Here is a 22,837-nt window from a genome sequence, read left to right as displayed (position 1 = left end):
GTTCTGTGCCGGCGCTTGCCCGTTCGGACGGCGGCATTGCCGTCAAGCCGGCAACATGTACGAACGGCTGCAACGCCCAGTTCGCGGTCAGTTGAACCCGGGGCATGCAGAGGGGTTGCGCGATTGAGCACAAATCCGGGACTGCAATAATGCTGACAATGAAAACCCTTCTGGGGGCTGGCTGGACGGTTTCAGCCCGTCTGGCAGGCCGCCTCATCGACTTCGTTACGGTTCTTGTCCTGGCCAGAACGCTGACCCCGGCGGACTTTGGCCTAACCGCGCTCGCCATGACCCTTACGGTGATCGCCGATATGGTGCTTGAAATTCCGCTCATTCAAGCACTGACGCGCCTGGATCGCCTCAAGAAATCCCATCTGGACACGGCCTTCACGCTGGGCGCTCTGAGAGGTCTTGTCCTCGCCTTGGTCGTGCTTCTGGCGGCGTGGCCATTTTCCCGCATTTACAACGACCATCGTCTCTTCGCCTTGGTCGCCGTTATTGTAATCGGGCCGATCGCCCGCAGTCTCTATAGTCCCGCTATGGTGAGGTACATTCGGGACATGAGTTTTCGGCAGGTATTTATCGCCGAGATCCTCGGAAAAATCGCAGCCTTCATCGTGGCAGTCTCGGTCGTATACCTAGGAGGCGGCTACTGGGCCATCGCGGCCAACAGCATATCGGCTCCTGTCGCCGCGATGTTGATTTCATATCTCCTCGCGCCATACAGGCCGAAACTTTCGCTGGCCAATCTCGCTGACTTTTCGACATTTCTGGGATGGCTTTCGATGGCGCAACTCGTTGCCGCCTTAAGCTGGCAATTTGACCGGATATTGCTCGGCTATTTCGTCACCAGATCCGATCTGGGCCGCTATGCGATGGCAAGCGATTTATCGGTTTTGCCGACGCAGAGCTTGATAGGTCCGGCGATGCAGCCGGTTATGGCGGCGTTCTCGAGAATCAATGACGATCGCGAGCGGCTTCGAAATGCCTACTCGAAGGCCTCACGCTTTACGATGCTGCTTGCGGCTCCGGCATGCATCGGCATGGCCATGACTGCAGATCTTATTGTCAATGCGCTGTTGGGCGCCAAATGGAACGACGCAGCGATTTATTTGCAGTGGCTGGCTTTATCGAGCGTTCTTAACGCCTTCTATCAACCCCTGCATTCCCTCGCGCTTGCGACGAACCGGACGAACCTCGTATTTCGGCTGAGCTTCATCGAATTGTGTTGCAAGGTTTCTTTGATGTTACTTGGATTATATTTTTATTCCCTGATGGGAGTGATTGCCGCGCGCGGAGCGGTTTCACTGATCATGTTTGTTTTGTCGCTGCTGACCGCGAAGTATCTGGTGGGCACTAACGCAGCTGCGGAGATCGGTCACCTCTGGAAAGTCGGAGCAGCGTGCGCCGTGATGGCCCTTTTTGTCCTGATATTACAGCGTGAATTTGCCGGGCATCACCTCAACGGAATCCTTGAGCTGGGAGTTACCTCCGCGCTTGGCGCCGCGGTCTACATCGGCGCACTTTTCGTCCTTGGAATCCGGTTAAAAACCATTTCGGCGCAGATTGCGTGATCAGCGCCGTGCTATTCGGGCCTCTCACATCGGAACGGCGGTGTCACGCAGTGCTCAATGTTGTGACGGTAGATCTATTTTGCTCCGCGCGGAGCGCGCACATCGCGTGATTTCAAATGGCTTGCCATGGCGATTTGCCCCGGCCAACATGACAGACGGCAACCATGTCGATGCTTAAATTAACGCCATGTTGATCTCATCGAGGAGCGTGCCAGATGAATAAATTGTTGCCCGGCTTCCTGGCCATCGCTCTGGTCGCTTTGAAGGTTCCAGTTGCATACGCGGCTTCGCCGGAAACTTCCGGCTCGTGCGAGCTCCATCCTGTCATGATCGAGGATTTCGACGAGGAAAGCATTTCCGCCCATCGCATCGGCCCGGCACGCTGGACCGCACACACGCCGTGGAGCGGTGATTTTGGTGACGCAAGATTTGCGGATCCGGGACCGCGCGGCCCGTTCAAGGTCGAGGACGGAATTCTTTCCATCACGGCCTCCAAGGACCGCGAGGGGCGATGGGCTTCGGGCCTCATCGCCGCAGCCGACGCGTCAGGCGCGGGCGCTGGAACACGCTACGGATATTTCGAAGTGCGGATGAAGATGCCGCCGGGGCCCGGTACCTGGCCGGCCTTTTGGCTGGCCGCACTAAAGCCGGTGGCTGGCTCCGATCGCAATGTGGAAATAGATGTCATTGAATATTATGGCCAGTTCACGGACGCTTATCGAACCGCACTTCATATCTGGTACAAGGACACGGCCAAGACGAGAGCCACCGGCGAGAAGATCACCGTTCCCGACGGCTCCCTGGTCCAGGACTATCATACATACGGAGTCGACGTGTCGCCGCAGGCCGTCGCCTTCTTTCTCGATGGCAAGCAGGTCTGGAGTCAACCTACTCCGCCTGAACTTGATGGCCCGCTGTATCCGCTCGTGAATCTTGCGCTCGGCAGCGGCTGGCCTATCGATCAGACACCAAACCCCTCCACGCTCCTGGTCGACTACGTCCACGTATACGGACGGGACGCCGGCCCGCCGAACGGCTGCCCCGCAGGACCACCGCCTAAATCGCGCTGATACGAACCCGCTCCGAAGCGACGCCGCCCATTGCCTGATGTTCTTGCTTTTCCTAATTCTTCTTGCTTTTCCCAATTCAATGAAAGGGAGTCGATGAAAGTCGCCATCATTCACTACTGGCTTGTCGGAATGAGGGGCGGTGAGAAGGTGATTGAAGCGTTATGCGAGATGTATCCGCAGGCCGATATTTTCACCCACGTTTACGTTCCGGAGATGGTTTCCGACAGAATTCGTCAGCACCGCATCATTCCGACGTTCATCAATGCGCTGCCGCGCGCCGCCAGGATGTACAAAACCTATCTGCCGCTGATGCCGCTGGCACTCGAACAACTCGATCTGCGCGGCTACGACCTCATCATCAGCAGTGAATCAGGGCCGGCCAAGGGCATCATTGCGCCCTCTGATGCGCTTCACGTTTGCTACTGCCATACACCGATGCGTTACATCTGGAACATGTATCACGACTACCGGCAAAGCGCCGGCTGGGTAGCGCGACAGATGATGCCGCTGCTCACTCACTATCTGCGAATGTGGGACGTGACGTCGGCCGCGCGGGTCGACAGCTTTGTCGCGAATTCAGCAACGGTTGCCCGGCGGATCCATCGATACTACGGAGCGCCTTCCGTGGTTATTCATCCTCCCGTCGACACCGAAGCATTTTCGCCCGCTGCACCTTCCGAGCTTGGCGATTATTTTTTGATGGTGGGTGAGCTTGTATCTTACAAACGGCCGGATCTCGCGGTGCGCGCCTTCAACGAGATGAAGCTCGAACTCGTCGTAATCGGCGGCGGCGAGATGCTCGACGAAATTCGCGGGCTTGCCGGCCCCACCGTCAAGGTACTGGGTTCGCAGCCTTTTGACGTCTTGAAGCAACATTACGCGAGATGCCGCGCATTGATCTTCCCGGGCGAGGAAGATTTCGGGATGGTGCCGGTCGAAGCAATGGCGAGCGGACGTCCCGTCGTCGCCTATGGCCGGGGCGGTGCGATCGAGACAGTTGCCAAGGGACTATCGGGCGTCTTCTTCGAGAAGCAAACCGTCGAGGACATCTGCGCGGCGGTCCGGAGTCTTTCCGATATCGAAATCGATCCCGAAAAAATTGCAGCCCACGCGAGACAGTTCGGCCGCGATCAATTTTTCCAGAAGATGCGCGCGCATATCGACGAGCTCCTGGCTCAAAAAGCGAACGCGCATACTGCAAGCAAGTCGCAAGTGGAACCCTGATACGCGCGCTGCCTCTAAAGGGCTGGAGGTATCGGTCACCGATACGGACCTATCCTCGATCACCGGGGCCGACTAATCACACAGGCGCCAGAGATAGGTATCCGGTTGCGGAACGCTCGCCCGAGCGCATAAGGGACGGAAATCTTGCCAACAGATCATCAAACTTAGGAACGTCACAAATCAATGAACGCAGACCAGGCCCCAATCTTACTTCGAGAGTTCCTGCGCAAAGTATGTGCACATGCGTCGCGCCTGAGCGGCGTTTTCTCGAAAAAGGTCAGGTCGTTCAACCTTTTGAAGGCCGCCTGAATTTTGAACGGCAGCCGCGATTGATATGCTGTTCGTTCTCCTATACCTTGCAGGCATCAATTCTCGATGAGAAACAAGTAGTTGAAGCGTTCGACGGCCAGGTTCCGTTGGTATTGGCAGCTAATAATCCGAACTCATATCCAGGGTCCACCGTGACACCTGGTGTCGTTGGAGTTGCACGCCCTTTTGTATCTGCTGGCCTCAGTATCAACACAACTAACAAGACACAGCTACTTTGGCGGATCGCGGAATGCGACGCGCTGAATTGCGCCCGTGGATACGAGGTGACGCCGCTGAGATAAGTCCACGTTGGTTTGAGTACGCGTTAGTTTAAGGAATGGCAGATGAACATAGCCGGCCAGTTTCCGCCCTTCACGCCGCTGACAGACAACGAATCCCATTCCGGAACGTTGTCTATGCTTCAGCTTCGCGCTTTCCTGGGCCGCGAGTGGCGTCTGATCGCCGCGATTACCGCAGTGGCGATTTTCCTTGGCGCCGCCTACGTTCTTGCTTCGCCGTCGCGGTATACCGCCCGAACCGACATGATCATCGACACCAAAAAGATCGTGTGGGTGCAGAGCGAAATGTCATCCGAAAGCCGCGGTGTCGACGACTCGGCGGTTGAAAGCGAGCTAGAGACCACCAAATCGGAAAAGGTAGCCACCGCGGTTATTCGTCGATTGCACCTGAACGAAGACCCGGAGTTCATCGGATCCGGCCCGGGACTGAGGCAACGTACCTTCTTGTTGTTCAAATCTGCCATCGTCAAGTCAGGCGCATCCAAATGGCCCGGATTTAAATGGGCCGCCGAACCGGAAGAGAAGCCTACCGACGATGACCTGATGCAGAGCGCCATCGGCACTCTCGCAAGCAATCTGCGCGTTATCCGCCTGGGGCGCAGCTATCACGAGGAAATCGCGTATACCTCGCTCGATCCGGTCAAGGCGGCGAAGATCGCCAATGCGTTCGCTGACGCCTACATCGAAGACCAGTTGGAAGCAAAGTTCGAGGCGACCCGCCGCGCCAGCGAGTGGCTGCAGCAACGAATAGGCGAGCTGCGCCAGCAGGCCAGCGACGCCTTTAAGGCGGTCCAGGACTACAAATCCGCAAACGGCATCATTATCGGGGTCGACGGCAAGCTCGCCAGTGAAACCGAGCTTGATCAGCTTGGAATAGCCTTGGCGAAGGCCCGCGCCGACACCAGTCAGGCGCGTGCAAAACTTGACCGCATATCGCACGTTCTGGAGCAACGATCGGACAAGGCGAGCTTTATCATTCCCGATCCTGTCGTTACGGACGCACTGAGCAGCCCCGTCATTACGAAGCTCCGACAACAATTTCTCGACGATCAAAACAAGGTAAGCGAGTGGAGCGCCAAGTATGGGCCCACTCATACGGCCGTCCAGAATCTGCGAACCGACATGGCGACGCTGCAACAGTCAATCTGGGATGAGGTCTCCCGCATCGCCGAGAGCTACAAGAGCGAATACCAGATCGCGAGAAGCCAGGAAGAAGCCATCGACAAGCGCATGACCGAGGTTTTCCAGAAGTCTGCCGCGACGAGGCAGTCACAGGTCCACCTGCGCGAACTCGAAACGGCCGCGACCAGCTACCGCAATATTTATGAGACATTCCTGTCGCGGTTCACCCAATCGGTACAGCAGCAGTCGTTTCCGTCTACGGAAGCCCGAATTGTCACGGAGGCATCGCCGCCGCGCAAGCCAAGCTCGCCGAAGATCGGATTAACGCTCGCGCTGGCGGCAATTTGCGGATTGATGCTTGGCGTAACGTGTGGAATCGCCCGCGAACAAATGGACCGGCAGATCCATACGCGCGCACAACTTGAAAAACTTCTGGGAACCACCTGCCTTGCCGTTCTGCCAGCTTTCTCCAAGCAGAAGACCCTGGTCGGCAAGCCGCAAGCAAGGCGGGATTCGACGGCATTTCGCCAGATCAACGAGGTATCGCCGTTTTCCGAAACCGCGGAGGCCTTGCGATACATCAAGGTCGCGATCGATCTTCATCCGACCGGAGGCAAGGTCATCGGGATCGTTTCAGCACTCCCCGGCGAAGGAAAAACGACCGTCGCAGCATCGTTTGCGGCATTTGTGGCGAAAACCGGCGCGCGCACCATGCTGGTTGACGCCGATCTGCGAAACCCTTCGATGACCAGGTTGCTTGGCTATGCGGCCGAGCCAGGTTTGCTCGACATGGTCGCGGACAGATTGAACGTCGACGACCTGCTCATCCCGGATTCGAAGTTCAAATTTGATTTCCTGCCAGCTTCGACGAAGGTCGCGTTTTCCAACAGCTCCGACGTTTTGAATTCACCGGCAGTCAAGGACATGTTTAAGACGGCCAGGAACAATTACGACTATATCCTGGTCGACTTGCCGCCCATCCTGCCGGTGGTTGACGTGAAGGCGGTGGCGCATCTGTTCGACGCCTTCGTTCTGGTTGTTGAGTGGGGAAGCACGTCGACCGATGAAATTCTAAAGGCGGTTAGTTCATCGCCTGTTTTGACTGATCGCCTGCTGGGCGCGGTCCTCAACAAAGCCGATGAAGCCGTCATGCGCCGGTACGAAGGCTATTCGGATCGGCGCTATATGTACTACACAAAGCCGAACGCTCAAGCGTGAGCTGGAGCAGCGCCAGGGGTTGCGGGCGCTCGCGCGCAGCGGATGATACGTCTGAGTTACAAACCAATCGACCGGAACCGATCCGACAGCATGGCGGTAACAACAGCTGAAGCCGCGTAACAGCGACCAGTTACGCCTACGCGGATTTGGGAACAGCACGAACGGCAAAAAAAACGGACGCCGCGGCGGGTTTGGGCGTGTGCTTGCGATCCATGTGCCTCGTTATCGAGCAGTCCCGGATCAGACCTTGGAACTTTAGCTGTTCGCGAAAACATCGCGGGGCTCTTAGTTGGGAGGTGCGTTATGCTGTACCGCCACATAAATGTGATCGTTTGTGATCGTTCCAGTCTTCGCTCAATATTCTCAAAATGGCGCGTGCCGAAGCCGTATCCCTCGGATTAGCTTGATGAAAACTAACTCGCGATGTTTAAAATGCTGATCAAAATTTTGCCCAAAAATGCCTAGAAAACAAGCTTGCGCGAATTGTGCACCGCACGATATCCTTAAAAAAGGGTAACGTTAAAGGAGACAAATACCTTTCGATCTCGTCCATATTTGTAGGAGTACCCGAATGCCCGGTTTGGTTGATACACGTGGCAAGTTGCGGTTTACTTCTGTTGAAGCACCGCGTCCCATAGGATTAAGTCCGAAGAGAGCGATCGACATCTTCCTGGCACTCTCCGGAATTATTTTACTCGCTCCATTATTGATTATTTGTTTTCTGGCCGTCGTCGTCACCTCTCCTGGACCAGCCTTGTTCCGTCATCGGCGCGTCGGGTTCAACGGAAAGCACTTCGATTGCTTGAAGTTTCGCACAATGGTTACGGACGCTCCGGAGCGATTGCAGCAGCTCCTTGACTCCGATCCGCTGGCGGCGGCCGAGTGGGCGACCAATTGCAAGCTGCGCTACGATCCAAGGATAACGCCGATCGGTCCTCTTCTGCGCAAGTCCAGCCTGGATGAGTTGCCTCAACTGTTTAACGTCCTTCGAGGCGACATGAGCATTGTCGGACCGCGACCTGTTACCGAGGAAGAACTGGTCAGGTATTCCAACGCCGTAAACGCCTACAAAGCTTGTCGCCCGGGCATTACCGGCCTTTGGCAAGTTAGCGGTCGTAGTACGACGACATATAGCAAGCGCGTCGCATGCGACACGTTCTATGCGCACAACTGGTCGATAACTCTCGACGCAAAGATATTGATCGTCACGATACCTTCTCTTTTGCTTACCGACAGCGCTTATTGAAGACACGACAATCAAAATCTGAGACGGCTGGCGGAACAGGCGATCATTGGCTGTTCCGGTTTGAACTATCGATGTCGGAATTTTCGACAAAATTAATAAATGACATTGGACAGCTGAACGCCAGCTCCCCGCCATCCTTGCGGACAAAGCGTTCGATCCGCCGCGGTTTCGATTGATAGATTTGGATAACGCATGAAAATTATGGTTACAGGGGGCGCCGGCTATATCGGCTCCCACACATGTATCGAACTGATCGATGCCGGCCATCAGGTCGTCATTTTCGATAATTTTTCCAACAGTAATGTCGAGGTTGTCAGGCGCATCGAGCGCATCACGGGCACGGCACCCCTCGTCGTTCGAGGAGACGTTCGAGATCGCGATCTGCTTACGACCGTGCTGGCGACGCATCACTGCGAAGCCGTGATCCATTTCGCCGGGCTGAAATCCGTCGCGGAATCGGTAAGCCATCCCCTGCTCTACTATGAAAACAACGTGCTCGGCTCGATGAGACTCGTGCAGGCCATGAAGGACGTCGGCGTCAACAAGCTCGTGTTCTCGTCATCGGCCACCGTCTACGGTGATCCGATCTTTCTTCCGTTGACTGAAGATCACCCTAAGTCGCCTTACAGTCCCTATGGGCGCACCAAGCTTGTCGTCGAGGACATGCTGACAGAGGTGGCTCAATCCACTGAGGACTTCAGGATCGCGATCCTGCGCTACTTCAATCCCGTGGGATGTCACGCCAGCGGCCTGATCGGAGAAGATCCACTTGGCGTTCCCAGCAATCTCATGCCCTTCATCGCTCAGGTCGCCGTTGGACGGCGCCCCCACGTCAATATCTTCGGCAACGACTACAGCACGCCGGATGGAACCGGCATCCGCGACTACGTTCATGTGACGGACCTGGCCACCGGCCATCTGCGTGCGCTCGAACATCTCGGCCGGCAGGACTTCCTCCAGGTCAATCTGGGAACGGGCCGCGGCAGCAGCGTCCTTGATCTTGTGCGCGCCTTCTCGAAGGCGTGCGGCAAGGACATTCCGTTCGTGTTTTCAGCTCGACGGGAGGGCGACGTCGCGAGCTACTACGCCTGCACCGACCTCGCACATCAACTCCTGGGCTGGCGCGCGACACGAAAGCTGCACGACATGTGCGTCGATACGTGGAGATGGCAAAGCCGGAATCCAAACGGATATGACATTGCTCCGAGCCAGGCCTCGGCATAACCACGAGCGCCCCGCTGGGGCGCGGCCGGCCGTTATTTGGCGGCTATGCAAGCTGGGTTCTTCATCGCATTCCAAATCGCTTTCAGGTGCGGCGCATTCTGATTTTTATCTGCGCCTTTCGCGTCGGCGCCCTGATGAAGATAGGACGTGCACTCTCGTCCGTTGTCCAGGCAAACCTCGGTCTGCCGATGCAACTGCCGCTGAACCAGCGACGATTCCCACCAGCTCATTGAGAGCGTCCTGTCCTGATCGGGCCAAACGCGAACCTGGATCACGAGATCTTTGCAATCTGGAATGGCCTGGTGCAACGCCGTTTGCAGTTCGGCGACGCCCAACGTACCGTGAGCAGTGCGAGCATTAGCGAAAGTGGTGAGCGAAGCGGTGGCATCCGTGACAAATTCGCTGCCGTTGACGGCGGGGCGTGGCGGACTTGGAAGATTCGACCTGGCGTCATCGCTGGGAGCGAGCACGTCCGCTGGATCGTTCGAAATCACGATCACCAGCGGCTTCAACCTCGGTTCCACGGCATGCACGGCCAAAGCGAGCTCTTTCGCGCTTAGCGCGCCGTAGTTCTCGAAATAACCGCCATCGACGATACGATCGACGATCCTCTGGTTTTGATTCTTGTCCAGGATCTGATTCCGGATCGAACCGGGCGGGGAAATGAACGGAAAGCGCGCCGAATTGTGCGCGGCCGTGCTCAAGCGCACATCATCGCCGATAGTGCTTCGCAGGCGATCACGCTCGAGGAATCCCAGCCATCCCCACCAGCCGACGGGAGGCACGGCGTGTTGCAGCAGTTCATGAAAGCTGTCGGCCTGGACAAATAGCGGGCACGGCCCCTGCCCGGTAGCCGTGGGGCACGGATTCACCTCCGCCGCCTTCGGCGTGTAGGTCATGGCCAAGGACGTTGTCACGATACGGCGACCGGTCGCTTCCGAAGCGCCATTGAGAACAAGCCAAGGAATCCAATGACCCGGTCGCGGCCGTAGCGATAGAAATGGACAGTCCAGGCCCTGGCACTTGGGCGGCGTCGCCGATTTGTTTGCGGCAGTGGCGACGCGCTTATACCGCGTGCTCCAGCTGTCCTCCAATAAGGCAGCTCGGTCACGCCCCGGGCCGAACGGCAGCATATCGTTGAAGGCGAAGCCGAGGAAATCGGCCGTCAGAAAGTCGCCGCTGGTCAAGGCTTCGAAGCAGTCGCGCCAATTGCCGACGGTTTGCCCCCACCATTGGTCGACGGACGAGTTAATGCAGGGATGATCGTTCGTGTTGGTCTCGGCGTTGAGCGCCACCGTGACCATCACAGCTCCCATGGAGCCACCCGAGACACTTGAAATGGCGAACAGCCGCTGGCGCACTTTATCGGGATCAAGGCCGTTGCCGGACGCTTCCTGCATGAAATAGCCGATGATCGTGGCCATGAAGAAGCCCGCGCGGCTCGCGCCACCGGCCGCGGCAACGATGACTGGCCGTGGGCAGTTCGCCACTCGCGTCTCGTCTCCGCCTTGTGGCTCGCACTGGTTCTCCTTCATCCACTGCATGAGCGCATCTTGCAGAGGCACAGGGTTCTTGTTGACGGGCGAACCGGCCGCGGCGTCCGCCTCGATCACGCGTACGGAATGTTTGTCGCCCAAAATGAAAGTCAGCAAGGCGACGAACGTGAACAGGCCGACAATCAATGGTGCGCGGAATTGCCGGCCGAGGCCCGCAAGGTATGCAAGGAACGGCAGCCATCCGCCAAGAATGAAAGGCACGGCCATCGCACGGGGAAATATGCCGGCAATTCGATCGGCGCCGAAACAAAAAACGCTGACGAAGACGGCAAAAATCGCAGCCAGGAGAAATCGACCGACGTCACGGCTCCCTTGGCTGTGGGATCCATGGACGCGTCCCGGCGCAAAATATTGCCAAACAATTCCCAGTTTGCCGTTTATCGATTTGAGCCAGCTTGGCAGCATCAAGCTCCGCGGTCGCTTAATGACCCAGAAGACGAAAGCCACGCTGGCGGCCGCGACAAGTAACGCCACCTCGATGAGCGCCCAGTTGACTGCGGTGGTGACATCGCCTTCGTCCAGGGTCGGCAGATTCAGGTAAGACCGCAGCACGGCAACCTCGACCGCGACAAAGGTGAGGAAACCCAATAGGCGCGGCACAACCTTCGACGATCGCTTTAGACAGGCCGCTCGCCCCAGCGCGCGTTCATCTTCCAGCGATTGCAAGAAGCGTGAATCGGTATTCAGCAGCAGCCGCGCCGCGTAATGCGTCGGCATGGCCCAGACGGCCGTCAGCACAAAGACGAACCAAACCATCAAGAGCGTTCTGCACCAGAACGGTGGATGGGCGAACTCGACCAGGAGATCCTGCGCCTGCGAGGTCACACCGAGCAGCAAGATTCCGAACGTCGTGGTCACGAGCGGCACACGCACGACCCAGAGCACCAGCGCCAAGCGCAGCACGCAATCCCAGCAACGCGCTGCGACCTGGCGAATGCAGTTTAAAAAAGCTGGAGCCCGCGACGACGCCATGTCAGCGCGATCCGGTGACGTCCCGGTGGAACGATGGCCCGATCCTGGCATCGAGCAGCCCCCCTTACGATGCGCCCAAGCCTAAAGCTCCGCGAGCGTCAATTCAATTATAACTTGTATTAGGACGTGCTCTCGATCGCTACGGCATCGCTGAGCATACCGCGACTGGCAAGATCAGCAAGCTCGACGGCGTGTCCGTGCGCTGCAGCCGCTCGTATCGCGATCGCCGGCCGGACGTCGCTCGCGCGACATCTCGAACGGCGAGTAGCCAGAAACACTGGAACTTCGAACCCTGGGGAAGACACGCGTTTTCAAGAATTTCCGGCGTTTTTGAATATTGTCGTGCATACGTGAAAGACTCGGCGGCAACGGCTTCATAAAACCCCGGTAGTAGCGGAGCCAGCCTGCCGTCAAGCGCACTTGCATTCTCTTCCAGAGGAGTTGGAGCATGAGCGACACCCGCGTTGAGACCGACAGCCTGGGAGACGTTGAAGTTCCCAAGGACAAACTATGGGGCGCACAGACTCAGCGATCACTGGAGCATTTTAGCATCGGCAAGGATCTCATTCCGCGAGAGATGATCACCTCGTATGCCTTCCTCAAGAAGGCTGCGGCACAGGCCAACCATACGGGTCACCGGCTGGGCGACAAGCAATTCAATCTTATCGTCGAGGTCTGCGACGAGATCCTGTCCGGAAAACATCACGACATGTTCCCTCTCCACGTCTGGATGACCGGCAGCGGCACGCAATTCAACATGAATGTGAACGAGGTAATCTCCAACCGCTGCTGCCAGTTGGCCGGCACGGCGCTTGGCAGCAAATCGCCGGTGCACCCGAACGACCACGTCAACATGTCACAGTCCTCCAACGACTCGTTCCCGTCTGCGATGTACATCGCCGCGGCGTTGGGCGTGACGGGACCAGATCATAAAGCCGGACGTGAAGCGCGGCGGCTCTCTGGAATTCGGGACCGAGCTGGTCGCAGCAGCCGATCGTTCCCTGGTCGCGCTGCTCGGTGCGTCGCCGGGAGCTTCGACCGCGGCCTCGATCATCATTAACGTTCTGGAGAAATGCTTCCCGGACCATCTCAACAAGTCCGGCTGGCTGCCGAAACTGCGCGAGATCATTCCGTCTTACGGTGTCTCGCTGATCGAAGACGAGGCGATGACCCGTCAGATCCGCGCCGATACCGCAGCTGTTCTCAAGATCGAGAACATCTGAGCGGGGTCAGGGAAACGATATGCAAAACGGAGACGGCGGCTTGCCGGTTTCGGTTGCCGTCAACAAGACCCTGGAGGCATCCGAGATCCGAGACGCCCTGCTCTCGGTTGCGACCTCGCTGTTCGCAAACGGTCAGACGACGGAGCGAACCAGGTCGGAGGTCGAGCGGCTAGCGGCGGCACTTGGCGTCAAGTCGACCGTATTCATTCGATGGAGTGATATAACCATTATCGCCGATGACCAGTTGAGGGGGCATCGGTTCACCGCAAATGTCGAACCAATCGGCATCGATATGGGAAGGGTCGCCTCGACGGGTGAACTCGTCGACGATTTCTGTCACCACCGGCTGGATTTCGCCTCGCTTCTGCAGGGCTTGAAGGAAGTTCAAAGCCGGCCTCCCGTCGGCTTTTTTCGATTCGTCCTGCTTGCCGCCGCCGGCGCGGCTGCGCTCGGCGTGATCTTTGGCGTGAGCGAGATATTTCCACTGCTGCTGATTGCCTGCAGCGCGGCGATCGGCGCCGCGGCAAGACGCTGGCTGGCTACCGTCAGTCACAACCCGTTCATCCAGCCTCTCGTTGCGTCGCTGCTGGCCGGACTATTTGGCGCCGCCGCGATCCATCTGGGGTTGAGCGTATTTGCACGGCTCATCGTCTTTTGTCCCTGCATGGTGCTGGTACCTGGCCCGCACCTCCTTAACGGCGCCATCGATCTGGTCCGGGCACGCATCACGCTTGGCGTCAGCCGGCTCGTTTATGCAAACATCATCGTATTGTCGATTTGCATTGGCCTGCTCGGAGGCCTCGCCTTCGGCGATGTCCATCTGCCGGGCGCCGGGCCGGTTCCGCCAGTCCTGCTGTGGAGAGATGTCGTCGCTGCCGGCGTCGCCGTCGCGGCTTACGGGACGTTCTTTGATTTACCGTAGCGAACACTGCCCATTCCGATCGTCATCGGAATGCTCGCCCATGCGGTGCGGTGGCTGTTGATCTTTAAATTAGGCGCAAATGTCGCGCTGGGAGCGTTTGGTGCTTGTCTTCTTGTCGGGGTAACCGTCGCCGCCATCAGCGATCGTCTGCGGCTCCCGTTCGCGGCGCTTGCCTTTGCGTCAGTCGTTTCACTGATCCCGGGTGTATTCCTGTTTCAGGCGGCCGATAGCCTGCTCACTTTAATCTTCGACGGCGCCAATGCGTCGCCTGCCCTTGTCGTGCGCACGATTTCCTATGGCGGCACCGCTTTCATGATCTTGCTCGCGATGACGCTCGGACTCATCTTTCCGAAAATGCTGATCGATAAAACCGATCCTTATCCGACAGGCCAAAAGCCGGAGCCCGCTCGCGACGCCCTCCATCGTGAAAGGAACGATCGAGGCCCATAATTGATGCTTCCGTATGCACCGCCCATCGCTAGAATGAGAAACCCCATACCGATCTTCACTTGGGATTATGTCGGAGGCAAATATGCGCGTGAATACAGTATATGCCCGCCCTCTCGTCCTGGTACTGCTGACCGCGGCCACAGCATTCCCAACGGGATCTGTCACAGCCAGAAGCGCATGTTCGGCCGATCTCCATCGCACGCGTATCGCCGTCAACAATGCTCTCGCTCAACACGCAGGCACAGAGCCATTTGCGCCGGAGTCGACATTCGCGAAACTGGGCCATCAGCCAACGCCCGCGACCATAGCGCGAGCAGAGCACAAGTTTGACAATTGGCCGAATGGGAGCGAGGCAGTCGCCGCCCTGCAACGCGCCCGTCAGGCCAACAAGGCGGGGGATTCTCAAGGCTGCCTGGATGCGCTCCGCGAGGCCCGCATGGCCATCGGTGCAAACCCTTAGCTCCGACAAAGAGTTGATCGATCAAACGGGCTGGCCTTGTCGTTCAAGACGCCAACGGTAAGGGGTATTGCCGACGACCTTCTTGAAAGTCGTTGTGAAGTGGGCTTGGGTCTGAAATCCGAGTTTCAACGCGATATCAACCAAAGCGTCGGAAGTCGCCAGCAGCAACTGCTGTGCCCGCTCGATCCGTCGACGCAAGACATATTCGTGCGGCCGCATTCCGGTCGCTGCCCGGAAACGGCTTGCGAAATACATGCGGCTCATCGAAGCCACCGAAGCCAGGTCTGCGAGGGTAATGTGCTTCGACAGGTTTTTCTCAACATATTCCTGAACCCGCTTTAGACGCCACTTCGGCAACGGCGCCTCGAGTCTCTTTTCCTGCGCTGGGCCGCGCACCCGCAAATTGAAAAGGCTCGCCACGACGGCGAGCCGAATGGCGTCTTCGGCGCTTCGATCAGACCTTGCAATTTCTACTCCGGCGGTGCCGAGCGCTCTGCAAAACCGTACCAACGCCGGATCCACATTGGAGGCTCCATCCGAAGTCAAATCCAATCCCTGGAGTTGGCGAACGACACTATTTCGCACCCGGATTTGGACAATCTGTTCCTCGCCAACAGAAGGCTGTCCGGCAGAAAATGAGCGAGGGTCGGCATCGCGCCGGCTTTGCCCAACCGCAACGGAGTTACCGTGCACCGGGGGTCCATGACCGATGCCCTTTTTGCCCGCACGATGGATAAGGTGCAGCGTTCCATTGGGCACATTGGATATATCGTTTTGGCGCGACGACGAGATTTGAAGCGGCATTTTCGAACCTCATTGTTCGTTTTTAACCTGCTTTCGCGGAGCCTGGGGTAGACAGCGCCGTAAGGTAAGTCTTCTGCTATTTCGTTCCACCATACGTCGGTTGTACCTGCTGGACCGTCTGTCCAGAAGATAGATAGCGGACGTCGAGATCACAGAATCAAAATACGCCAAGTGCCAAGATCGTCGAGCGGATGCGATCGGCCAATTTTGAAAATGCCGGATCTCAGGCCACCTCGAGCCGGATTTCGACCAACCGGTCCGGCATGTCGATCATGACATCGTGGCCTGACGGCACTTCATATGTTTTCCAGCCGGGCGTTGTCTTCAGCTTTGCCAGAGTCTGATCGAACACCGGGCTGTCGAAGCTTGATCGAATATAGGTCTTGCGCGCAATCTTCTTGCGGCCCTCGGCGGCGGTAACCTTCTCCACCACGGCGGCAAGTGGATGGGGCGTGCACCAACACCGCCACCGTGCCGGGTACCATGCACGAGCACGAACGTCTTTTGGGTGGTTTGAGCGTGCGCGGTCTGGATTGCGCCGCTTGTTGCGAGTGCACTCAACGCGACGATTGCGCCGAGCGCTGCCCTGCGAGTCGTCCCCGGCTTTTCCGACATTGGTAGTCTCCTCGGCCGAGGCCTTTTTTGTCGTCAGGGCATTCCTCACCTTCCAGGCGACCAACGGGGATCAACTGGAGGCGTGACGATACCGAGCGGGTGACGATCGTCTAGCTCAGGGACATCAAGAGCGAACGGATTCTGAATCCTGCCGGCTTTCACGCGATTGGCGCTCGTGCTACCCTGATAAAAAAACAGGGAGGATTTCGATGACGATGTCCGTTTGGAATAGCGGCCTCATCAAGGTGACGGCTGCCACCGCACTGTTCATCGCAATCGCTCAGCCGAGCCATGGAGAGGACTTAAAGTACAAGCCGATCAGCGTGAAGACGCCTGATGGCCTGACCATATCGGCACAGGAATGGGGCAATCCGAACGGCCCGGAAATCCTGTTCATCCACGGTTTCTCGCAGAGCCATCTGTCGTGGATGCGCCAGGTCGATAGCGACCTGGCCAAGGAGTTTCGCATCGTCACTTACGATTTGCGCGGCCACGGCAATTCCGACAAGCCGCTGGATCCAGCGCTTTACCGGGACTCCAAAGCCTGGGGCGATGAGGTGCAGGCGGTGATCGATGCCGCCGGGTTCAAACGTCCGGTGCTGGTCGGCTGGTCCTATGCCGGCCGAGTCATCTCCGACTATGTGGCAACCCATGGCGCCGGCCAACTGGCCGGCATCAATTTCGTCGATGCCGGAATCAAGGCTGATCCAGCACTGGTCGGTGAGAATCTGAAGAACCTGCCTATCATGGCGTCGGAAGATCTCGCCACCAACATTGCAGCAACTCGAACCTTCGTGCACGGCTGCTTCTCCAAACAACCAAGCGCCGATGATTTCGAGGTCATGCTGTCGTTCAACATGATGGTCCCGCCCAAGGTTCGCGCCGCGCTTGGCGGCCGCCCGCTCGACGCGACCGAGAACATGTCCAAGCTGAAAATTCCTGTCCTGGTCACGCACGGCGGCGAAGATCGCAACTCGAAGGTGGGCACCGCCAAGTATACCGCCTCGGTCATCCCGGGCGCCAAGCTTTCGATCTATGAGGGAATTGGGCACTCGCCGTTTTATGAAGACGCCCCACGGTTCAACACCGAACTCGCCGCATTCGTGCGGGAGGCGAACAAGACAAACTGACACCCTTCAACGAATGGTCTCGGCCGGCCTTCGAATCGTGCATCGGAGGATGTGAAATGCGGGCGCTTGATGTCCGCGGTTCCTTCGAATGCGGGTCTGGACGGAACGCCGCAGAGCGGCGTCCGGCTTCGTCCGTTAAATCATGTATTTAAGAGCCCATCGAAAAACAGGCTCTCGGGGCTGACTTTCGATGGTATCAGCCCATCCGCAAACGACCATTCGATCATCCGCTCGATCACCGAACGATTTGATTTGAAACCCGCCGCCCAATAATTGGCTCCCATGATTTCGGTCGTCCGCCTGACCTCGCGCGCCAGCCAGGGAAGCGCGATCTTGAGCGCCTGCTCGAGATGAAGGTCTTCATTGGCCATGTCCTGCGCCGCCACGAATGCACGGAATATCTCTGCCGGCAGTTCGGGATTAGCGTCCGCAACGTCGCGGCGAACGCCAACCAGATGCATGATCGGAAATATGCCGGTCTCCGCAAAATACTGTTCCTCGACGGTCTCCGGATCGGGGAATAGCCGGGATACCCTCCGATCGGCTGCCTTGAACGGCGCGATCGGCTTATAGGCGAGCAAAGCGTCGATCTCTCCTTCGACAAGCATCTTGCTCAGCAAGGCCCCCTCGGGAGCGACTTCAATGTCGATCTGACGATAAAGTCGCGGCAGATTAATCTGGTCTCGTTCCTTTTCGTCAACATCCCCCATGACCCACCGGATGTCTTCGGACTTGACGTTGAACTGGTCACGCAAGGCTCCCCGCGCCGCGAGAGCCGCGGTCATCGAATATTCGCGCACGCCAACGCGTTTTCCGATGAGATCCTGTGGTGACTTTATGCCTGCGCCGGTGCGGATGTAGAAAGCGCCGTGGCGAAAGCTGCGCGATGGAAATACGGGAATGCCGATATAAGGACATTTCCCGTCGACGCTGAGCCGCAGATAATTGCTGAATGACAGCTCACTGACATGAAACTCGGCCTTCTCGAACGCGCGAGAAAATATCTCCTCCAGCGGCGCGTCGATCAGGGTCATTTTGCGGCCCGAAAGACTGATGCGGCCGTCATACAAGCCCTGCGTTCTGTCATAGCGCCAGACCGCCACGCTGAGTGGTTCTTGCAGTTCCATAATCGCTTCCTCTTCAGAATTCCGATGACGCAGGGATGCTATGCGGATGTGAGGCCGGGGCCGGTCGAAACCGCGCGTGATCCCATCGCCTTTGCTTCGATCCATGAGATGAGCGTATTGAGCGCCATCATGGCGACCATCATGACGATCAGCATCGCGAACGTGCCATTGGTGTTATACGATGTGCTGTACATGTTGAGGCGATAACCAAGCCCGCTGGAGGCGGCCAGAAACTCTCCGACGATGACGCCGATCAGCGCGAATGGCAGGCTGAGCCTCAAGCCGTTCATGATCCAGGACAGCGCGCCCGGTAGCTGAACCTTGAAGAAGATCTGTCGTCTGTTGGCGCCCATGACCCGCGCGACATTGATGATCGCCTCGTCTACCCCGCGAATTCCCGCGAGCGTACTGAAGAACATCAGGAAGAACACCAGCGTCGCCGAGAGCACGATCTTCGAGCTCAGATCGATACCAAACCAGATGATCAGAAGCGGCGCGAGGGCAATCCGGGGAATGCTGTTCAGCGCGACGAAGAACGGGTTGAACACATCTGCAGCGAACCGCCACCGGGCAAACAGAGCTCCGAGCGCAATGCCGGAAAAGGCGCCCAGGCAATATCCAAGTCCCATTTCAATTCCGGTGATGCGAAGGTCGCGATAGAACTGCACGTCTTGCAGATCGTGCAGCAGAACCGTCGCGATCCCCTTGGGACTTCCGAGATAAAACGGATCGAAAAGGACGCCACCGCCGACCTGCCAGATTGCCACGATGCCTAGCACCAGCGCCAATTGCGCGACGCGAACACCTGTCCTGTATTTAAACTGCTCATGCTTGATGCGGCGCGATTCCGCATACGCCGCTTCCATGCTTTTTTGCGACTGGAGTTGAAGATCAGACATCTGAAGGTCAGACATGTGAGGTTCAGACATGGGACCCCTTCACCTGTCGCTCCAGCTCAAGCCACAACCGGTCGTAAAGTTCTCTGAACTCCCGGCTGTCGTGCATCTTGAATACGTCTCTTGGCCTCGGGAGCGGCACCTGCTCAATTCGAGCCACGCGTCCGGGTCTGGCGCTCAATAGAACGACGCGGTCTCCCAAGCCGATCGCTTCCTGCAGATCGTGCGTGATGAACACGATCGTGACACCGGTTCGCGTCCATAGATTGAGCAACAGGTCCTGCAGCACCACGCGGGTTTGTGCATCAAGCGGACCAAACGGCTCATCCATCAGGATGACCTTCGGTTCATAAATCATCGTGCGGACGATATTGGCTCTCTGGCGCATCCCGCCCGACAGTTCATTCGGATATGCGCCCTCAAAGCCCTCAAGTCCGACCAGCCTGATAAGCTCGCGGGCCCTGCGATAGCGTTCGGGCCGCGAAACGCCATCGATCTCCAGCGGAAAGCTGACATTGTCGATCAAGTTTCGCCAGGGCATCAGGTTTGGCTGCTGCGTGACGTATCCGACGTCGCGCGTCACTCCCCGAAGGATTTTACCATCGACGATGGTCTCGCCCTCGGTCGCCGGCATGAGTCCGGAAATGATATTCAGGATGGTGGACTTCCCGCACCCGCTCGGACCCACCAGGGTAATGAATTCGCCCGCCGCGACGTCGAGGGTTACGCCCTCGATCGCCGTTGTGATTTTGTCGCGTCCGACAAAACGCTTCGATACATCATTGATGCGCAGCATGATGTCCGGTTCTACGGCTTCGCAAGGAAGGAGTTGTCCGTCACGGCATCCCAGGGAATTGGCTTGCTCAGCACCCCAACCGAGATGAACAGCTTCTCGGCGGCTTCCACGGAGCGCTGCGAGATTTTGCCTGACGGTTCGATCGCCGATTGGGTGTTGGTCAGCGCGTCCCGGAGGATCGCCGGATCCAACTCGCCATATTCCTTTTGGAGCAACGTCAACTGTTGATCGAATGGCGTATTGATGATGTAGGCGTTTGCCTTCTGCAATGCCCTGATAACCTTGCGCACTGTTTCAGGATTGGCCTTCGCATAATCGGGCCTCACATAAAGGACCGCGAAGAGAAACTCCTCGAATTCCTTGTCCCATCCAAGCGTGTTGTTCATGAACATGATCGATTTGCCGCGCGAAACGGCAATTTCCGGCGTTGGGCTGGCGATGCAGCCGACGTCGATCTGCTTGTTCTCCAGCGCCGCCAGCATCGCCGGACCAGCGCCAACACCAATCACCCTTGCGTCCTGCTGCGGCACCATGCCGCCGCGCTTGATATAATCGGCCGCAAGCAGATTGGTGAAGGCGCCCGGTCGGGTGCCTCCGATCGTCAGCCCCTTGAGCTTCTGGAATTTCTCGGCGATCGGCGTGCTCTCGGTCACGCCGAGAGCATCCGCCTTCTCCTTGTTCATGAAACAATTTATGGCTATCCGCTTGCTGATCGTCATCACCCCGAGCAGCGATTTGCCCTGCTCATAGGCTGTGAGCAGCCGGTTCGGCGTCGTCGCCGCGAACTGGACACTTCCCGCAATCAGGGCATCGACGTCGGGCCCATCGCCCTGCGTGACGACGATGTCCATGTTGATGCCCTCCTCGGAGAAATATCCGAGGTCCTTTGCGGCAAACACCGGATAATAAAGCAGAGCCTTGACGGGAATGGTGATCCGAAGGTCGGCCTGCTCAGCCAACGCCTGTTGAGGGACGACAAGACGGGCAAGAGCGAGAATTGCAACAGAGAAGATTGTCTGCATAAATCTCATCGGTAGCTCTCCTTTGGGATCATCAAGCGAAGTCTTTTCTCGCGCACTTCAGTTGTAATTGATGACCAGGTGCTTGATTTCGCTCATCTCGTGCATGGCGTAACGCGTGCCTTCGCGCCCAAGGCCGGATTCCTTCCAGCCGCCGAACGGCATGTTGTCGATCCGGTAAATCGGTACATCGTTGACCATCAATCCGCCGACATCCCAATCCTCCAGCGCTCTGAAGGCCTGCCGGAGATCGTTGGTGAAAAGTCCACCCTGCAGGCCGTACCGCGTGGCATTCGCCCGGGTCACAGCTTCGGAGAATTTGCTGAAGGGATTGACCGTCAGCACAGGGCCGAAGACTTCCTCGTCCTCGATCGTCATCCCGGCCCGGGTGTTGCCAAGCACGGTTGGTTGAACCACCGCGCGATCCCGTGTGCCTCCCGCCAACACCGTGGCGCCCATGGCCTGCGCCTGGTCGACCCAACTCTGGATACGCTTGGCCGAACCCTCGTCGATCACCGGTCCCACGTCGACGCCTTCTTCACCGGGATTACCGACGCGGCACGCGGCCACCCTGTCGAGCAAGCGGGCCAGAAAATCATCATGAACTTCCTGCTCGACCAGAATACGTTGCACACCGATGCAATATTGACCGCCATATACGACCCCGCCGCGGACGCAACGCGTGGCGGCCAGATCAAGGTCCGCGTCCTTGCACACCAGGACCGCGGCATTGCCTCCCAGTTCGAGCGCGACCCTTTTGCGTCCTGCGATGGCCTTGATATGCCATCCGACCTTTGCCGATCCGGTGAAGGTGACCATTTCAAAGCGCTCGTCCCTGACCATCTTCTCGGCCAGCGGCACCGGGCAATGAACGACGGTCAGGGCGCCTTCAGGCAACCCCGCTTCCCGCAAAATATCCGCCAGCAGCAGCGACGTAAGCGGTGTTTGCGGCGCCGGCTTCAACACCACGCTATTTCCTACCGCCAGCGCCGGTGCAACTTTATGCAGCACCAGGTTCAGCGGAAAGTTGAAAGGCGCAATTGCCAGAATCGGACCGATCGGAAACCGACGGGCGATACCGATGCGGCGGGATGCGGCCTGTAATTGTTCGGCATCTGCCTGGCTCAGATCGATGCGCGCACCACCCGCGCCGGTGGTCTGATATTCGAAGATCCCCGCATCCATGTCGAGCGGAACTTCCTCGCCGGCGATCCGCCGCGCTTCGGACGCCGCGTTGGAAAGATTGAATATCGCGCGCGAAACTTCGCCCCTTGCATCAAAAAGAGGCTTGCCTGCCTCCGAAGAGATCACCCGCACGACTTCGTCGCGTCGCGTGCGCAAAATCTCCGAGGCACGTTGCAGGATATCGGCGCGTACAAACCGCGGCAGCCGACGCATTGTCTCAAAGCCGCGCTGGGCTGCAATAATTGCAGCTTCGATGTCATTCTCATTCGCGATCGGCATCTCGCCAACGACGGCGCCGTCGTACGGCGATCTGATCAGATCAATCTGCGAGTTCTGCGTATTCATCAACGTCATCCCGATGTCTTGAAGACTGGCCGCGGAACGACGTTGGGTGAA

19 protein-coding genes and 1 pseudogene are annotated in these 22,837 nt (G+C 57.8%); 12 read left to right on the top strand and 8 right to left on the bottom strand.

The features are described from left to right. Nucleotides 1-149 precede the first annotated feature (149 nt). From BLV09_RS35390 to galE, 6 genes are all read left to right on the top strand, one after another. Entirely contained in the window at nt 150-1,574 is a 1,425-nt protein-coding gene (locus BLV09_RS35390) for a lipopolysaccharide biosynthesis protein (protein ID WP_146690718.1), read from the top strand. 215 nt (nt 1,575-1,789) lie between these two features. Next, nucleotides 1,790-2,644 carry a glycoside hydrolase family 16 protein gene (locus BLV09_RS35385; protein ID WP_244548909.1) on the top strand — a complete coding sequence of 285 codons (855 nt, stop codon included), beginning with the start codon at nt 1,790-1,792 and terminating at the stop codon, nt 2,642-2,644. Between the two features lie 93 nt (nt 2,645-2,737). Continuing rightward, nucleotides 2,738-3,868, top strand: coding sequence for a glycosyltransferase (locus BLV09_RS35380; protein WP_146690717.1), 1,131 nt, complete (start codon nt 2,738-2,740; stop codon nt 3,866-3,868). Nucleotides 3,869-4,521: 653 nt separating this feature from the next. After that, the gene (locus BLV09_RS35375; protein ID WP_146690716.1) at nt 4,522-6,816 is read left to right on the top strand and encodes an AAA family ATPase; all 2,295 of its coding nucleotides are present in this window, start codon (nt 4,522-4,524) and stop codon (nt 6,814-6,816) included. A gap of 571 nt (nt 6,817-7,387) precedes the next feature. Next, on the top strand, nt 7,388-8,062 hold the full coding sequence (locus BLV09_RS35370) for a sugar transferase (protein WP_100383199.1): 675 nt from the start codon (nt 7,388-7,390) through the stop codon (nt 8,060-8,062). Nucleotides 8,063-8,254: 192 nt separating this feature from the next. After that, nucleotides 8,255-9,286, top strand: coding sequence for a UDP-glucose 4-epimerase GalE (galE, locus tag BLV09_RS35365; protein WP_146690715.1), 1,032 nt, complete (start codon nt 8,255-8,257; stop codon nt 9,284-9,286). 32 nt (nt 9,287-9,318) lie between these two features. Here galE and BLV09_RS35360 read toward each other — a convergent pair whose 3' ends face one another. Then, the gene (locus BLV09_RS35360) at nt 9,319-10,899 is read right to left on the bottom strand and encodes a hypothetical protein (protein ID WP_146690714.1); all 1,581 of its coding nucleotides are present in this window, start codon (nt 10,897-10,899) and stop codon (nt 9,319-9,321) included. A 9-nt stretch (nt 10,900-10,908) separates the two neighbouring features. On the opposite strand from BLV09_RS35360, the gene BLV09_RS35355 reads away from it, so the two are divergent. The 5 genes and pseudogenes from BLV09_RS35355 to BLV09_RS38375 all read left to right on the top strand — a co-directional run bounded on the left by BLV09_RS35355 (nt 10,909) and on the right by BLV09_RS38375 (nt 14,409). Next, nucleotides 10,909-11,310: a hypothetical protein gene (locus BLV09_RS35355; protein WP_146690713.1), complete on the top strand. Its 402-nt coding sequence runs from the start codon at nt 10,909-10,911 to the stop codon at nt 11,308-11,310. A gap of 952 nt (nt 11,311-12,262) precedes the next feature. Next, nucleotides 12,263-12,733, top strand: a pseudogene (locus BLV09_RS35350) (lyase family protein); the annotation flags it as partial. 22 nt (nt 12,734-12,755) lie between these two features. Then, complete coding sequence (locus BLV09_RS35345) at nt 12,756-13,037, top strand: malate:quinone oxidoreductase (RefSeq protein WP_244548908.1); 282 nt, start codon at nt 12,756-12,758, stop codon at nt 13,035-13,037. Nucleotides 13,038-13,056: 19 nt separating this feature from the next. Further along, nucleotides 13,057-13,959, top strand: coding sequence for a threonine/serine exporter family protein (locus BLV09_RS35340; RefSeq protein ID WP_244548907.1), 903 nt, complete (start codon nt 13,057-13,059; stop codon nt 13,957-13,959). A 30-nt stretch (nt 13,960-13,989) separates the two neighbouring features. Continuing rightward, the gene (locus BLV09_RS38375) at nt 13,990-14,409 is read left to right on the top strand and encodes a threonine/serine exporter family protein (RefSeq protein ID WP_244548906.1); all 420 of its coding nucleotides are present in this window, start codon (nt 13,990-13,992) and stop codon (nt 14,407-14,409) included. Between the two features lie 481 nt (nt 14,410-14,890). Here the strand turns inward: BLV09_RS38375 and BLV09_RS35335 are convergent, their stop codons facing one another. Both BLV09_RS35335 and BLV09_RS35330 read right to left on the bottom strand, forming a co-directional pair. Beyond that, nucleotides 14,891-15,673, bottom strand: coding sequence for a helix-turn-helix domain-containing protein (locus BLV09_RS35335; protein ID WP_146690712.1), 783 nt, complete (start codon nt 15,671-15,673; stop codon nt 14,891-14,893). Between the two features lie 223 nt (nt 15,674-15,896). Continuing rightward, nucleotides 15,897-16,103, bottom strand: a complete 207-nt coding sequence (locus BLV09_RS35330; RefSeq protein WP_146690711.1) for a hypothetical protein — start codon at nt 16,101-16,103, stop codon at nt 15,897-15,899. Between the two features lie 394 nt (nt 16,104-16,497). On the opposite strand from BLV09_RS35330, the gene BLV09_RS35325 reads away from it, so the two are divergent. Then, nucleotides 16,498-17,418: an alpha/beta fold hydrolase gene (locus BLV09_RS35325; RefSeq protein WP_146690710.1), complete on the top strand. Its 921-nt coding sequence runs from the start codon at nt 16,498-16,500 to the stop codon at nt 17,416-17,418. A gap of 140 nt (nt 17,419-17,558) precedes the next feature. Here BLV09_RS35325 and BLV09_RS35320 read toward each other — a convergent pair whose 3' ends face one another. From BLV09_RS35320 to BLV09_RS35300, 5 genes are read right to left on the bottom strand one after another with little or no spacing between them, the layout of a single operon-like run. Then, the gene (locus BLV09_RS35320; RefSeq protein WP_146690709.1) at nt 17,559-18,545 is read right to left on the bottom strand and encodes a hypothetical protein; all 987 of its coding nucleotides are present in this window, start codon (nt 18,543-18,545) and stop codon (nt 17,559-17,561) included. A 38-nt stretch (nt 18,546-18,583) separates the two neighbouring features. Further along, nucleotides 18,584-19,474 carry an ABC transporter permease gene (locus BLV09_RS35315; protein WP_100383209.1) on the bottom strand — a complete coding sequence of 297 codons (891 nt, stop codon included), beginning with the start codon at nt 19,472-19,474 and terminating at the stop codon, nt 18,584-18,586. Beyond that, nucleotides 19,467-20,237 carry an ABC transporter ATP-binding protein gene (locus BLV09_RS35310; RefSeq protein WP_100387064.1) on the bottom strand — a complete coding sequence of 257 codons (771 nt, stop codon included), beginning with the start codon at nt 20,235-20,237 and terminating at the stop codon, nt 19,467-19,469. The genes BLV09_RS35315 and BLV09_RS35310 overlap by 8 nt, the downstream gene beginning before the upstream one ends. 11 nt (nt 20,238-20,248) lie before the next feature. Then, on the bottom strand, nt 20,249-21,268 hold the full coding sequence (locus BLV09_RS35305) for an ABC transporter substrate-binding protein (protein ID WP_100383210.1): 1,020 nt from the start codon (nt 21,266-21,268) through the stop codon (nt 20,249-20,251). A gap of 48 nt (nt 21,269-21,316) precedes the next feature. Continuing rightward, on the bottom strand, nt 21,317-22,786 hold the full coding sequence (locus tag BLV09_RS35300; RefSeq protein WP_146690708.1) for an aldehyde dehydrogenase family protein: 1,470 nt from the start codon (nt 22,784-22,786) through the stop codon (nt 21,317-21,319). Nucleotides 22,787-22,837 lie beyond the last annotated feature (51 nt).

The organism is Bradyrhizobium canariense (assembly GCF_900105125.1).
Lineage (GTDB): Bacteria > Pseudomonadota > Alphaproteobacteria > Rhizobiales > Xanthobacteraceae > Bradyrhizobium > Bradyrhizobium canariense_A.
The sequence above is the reverse complement of the archived record's forward strand: the minus strand, read 5'-3'. Positions and strand labels throughout refer to the sequence as shown.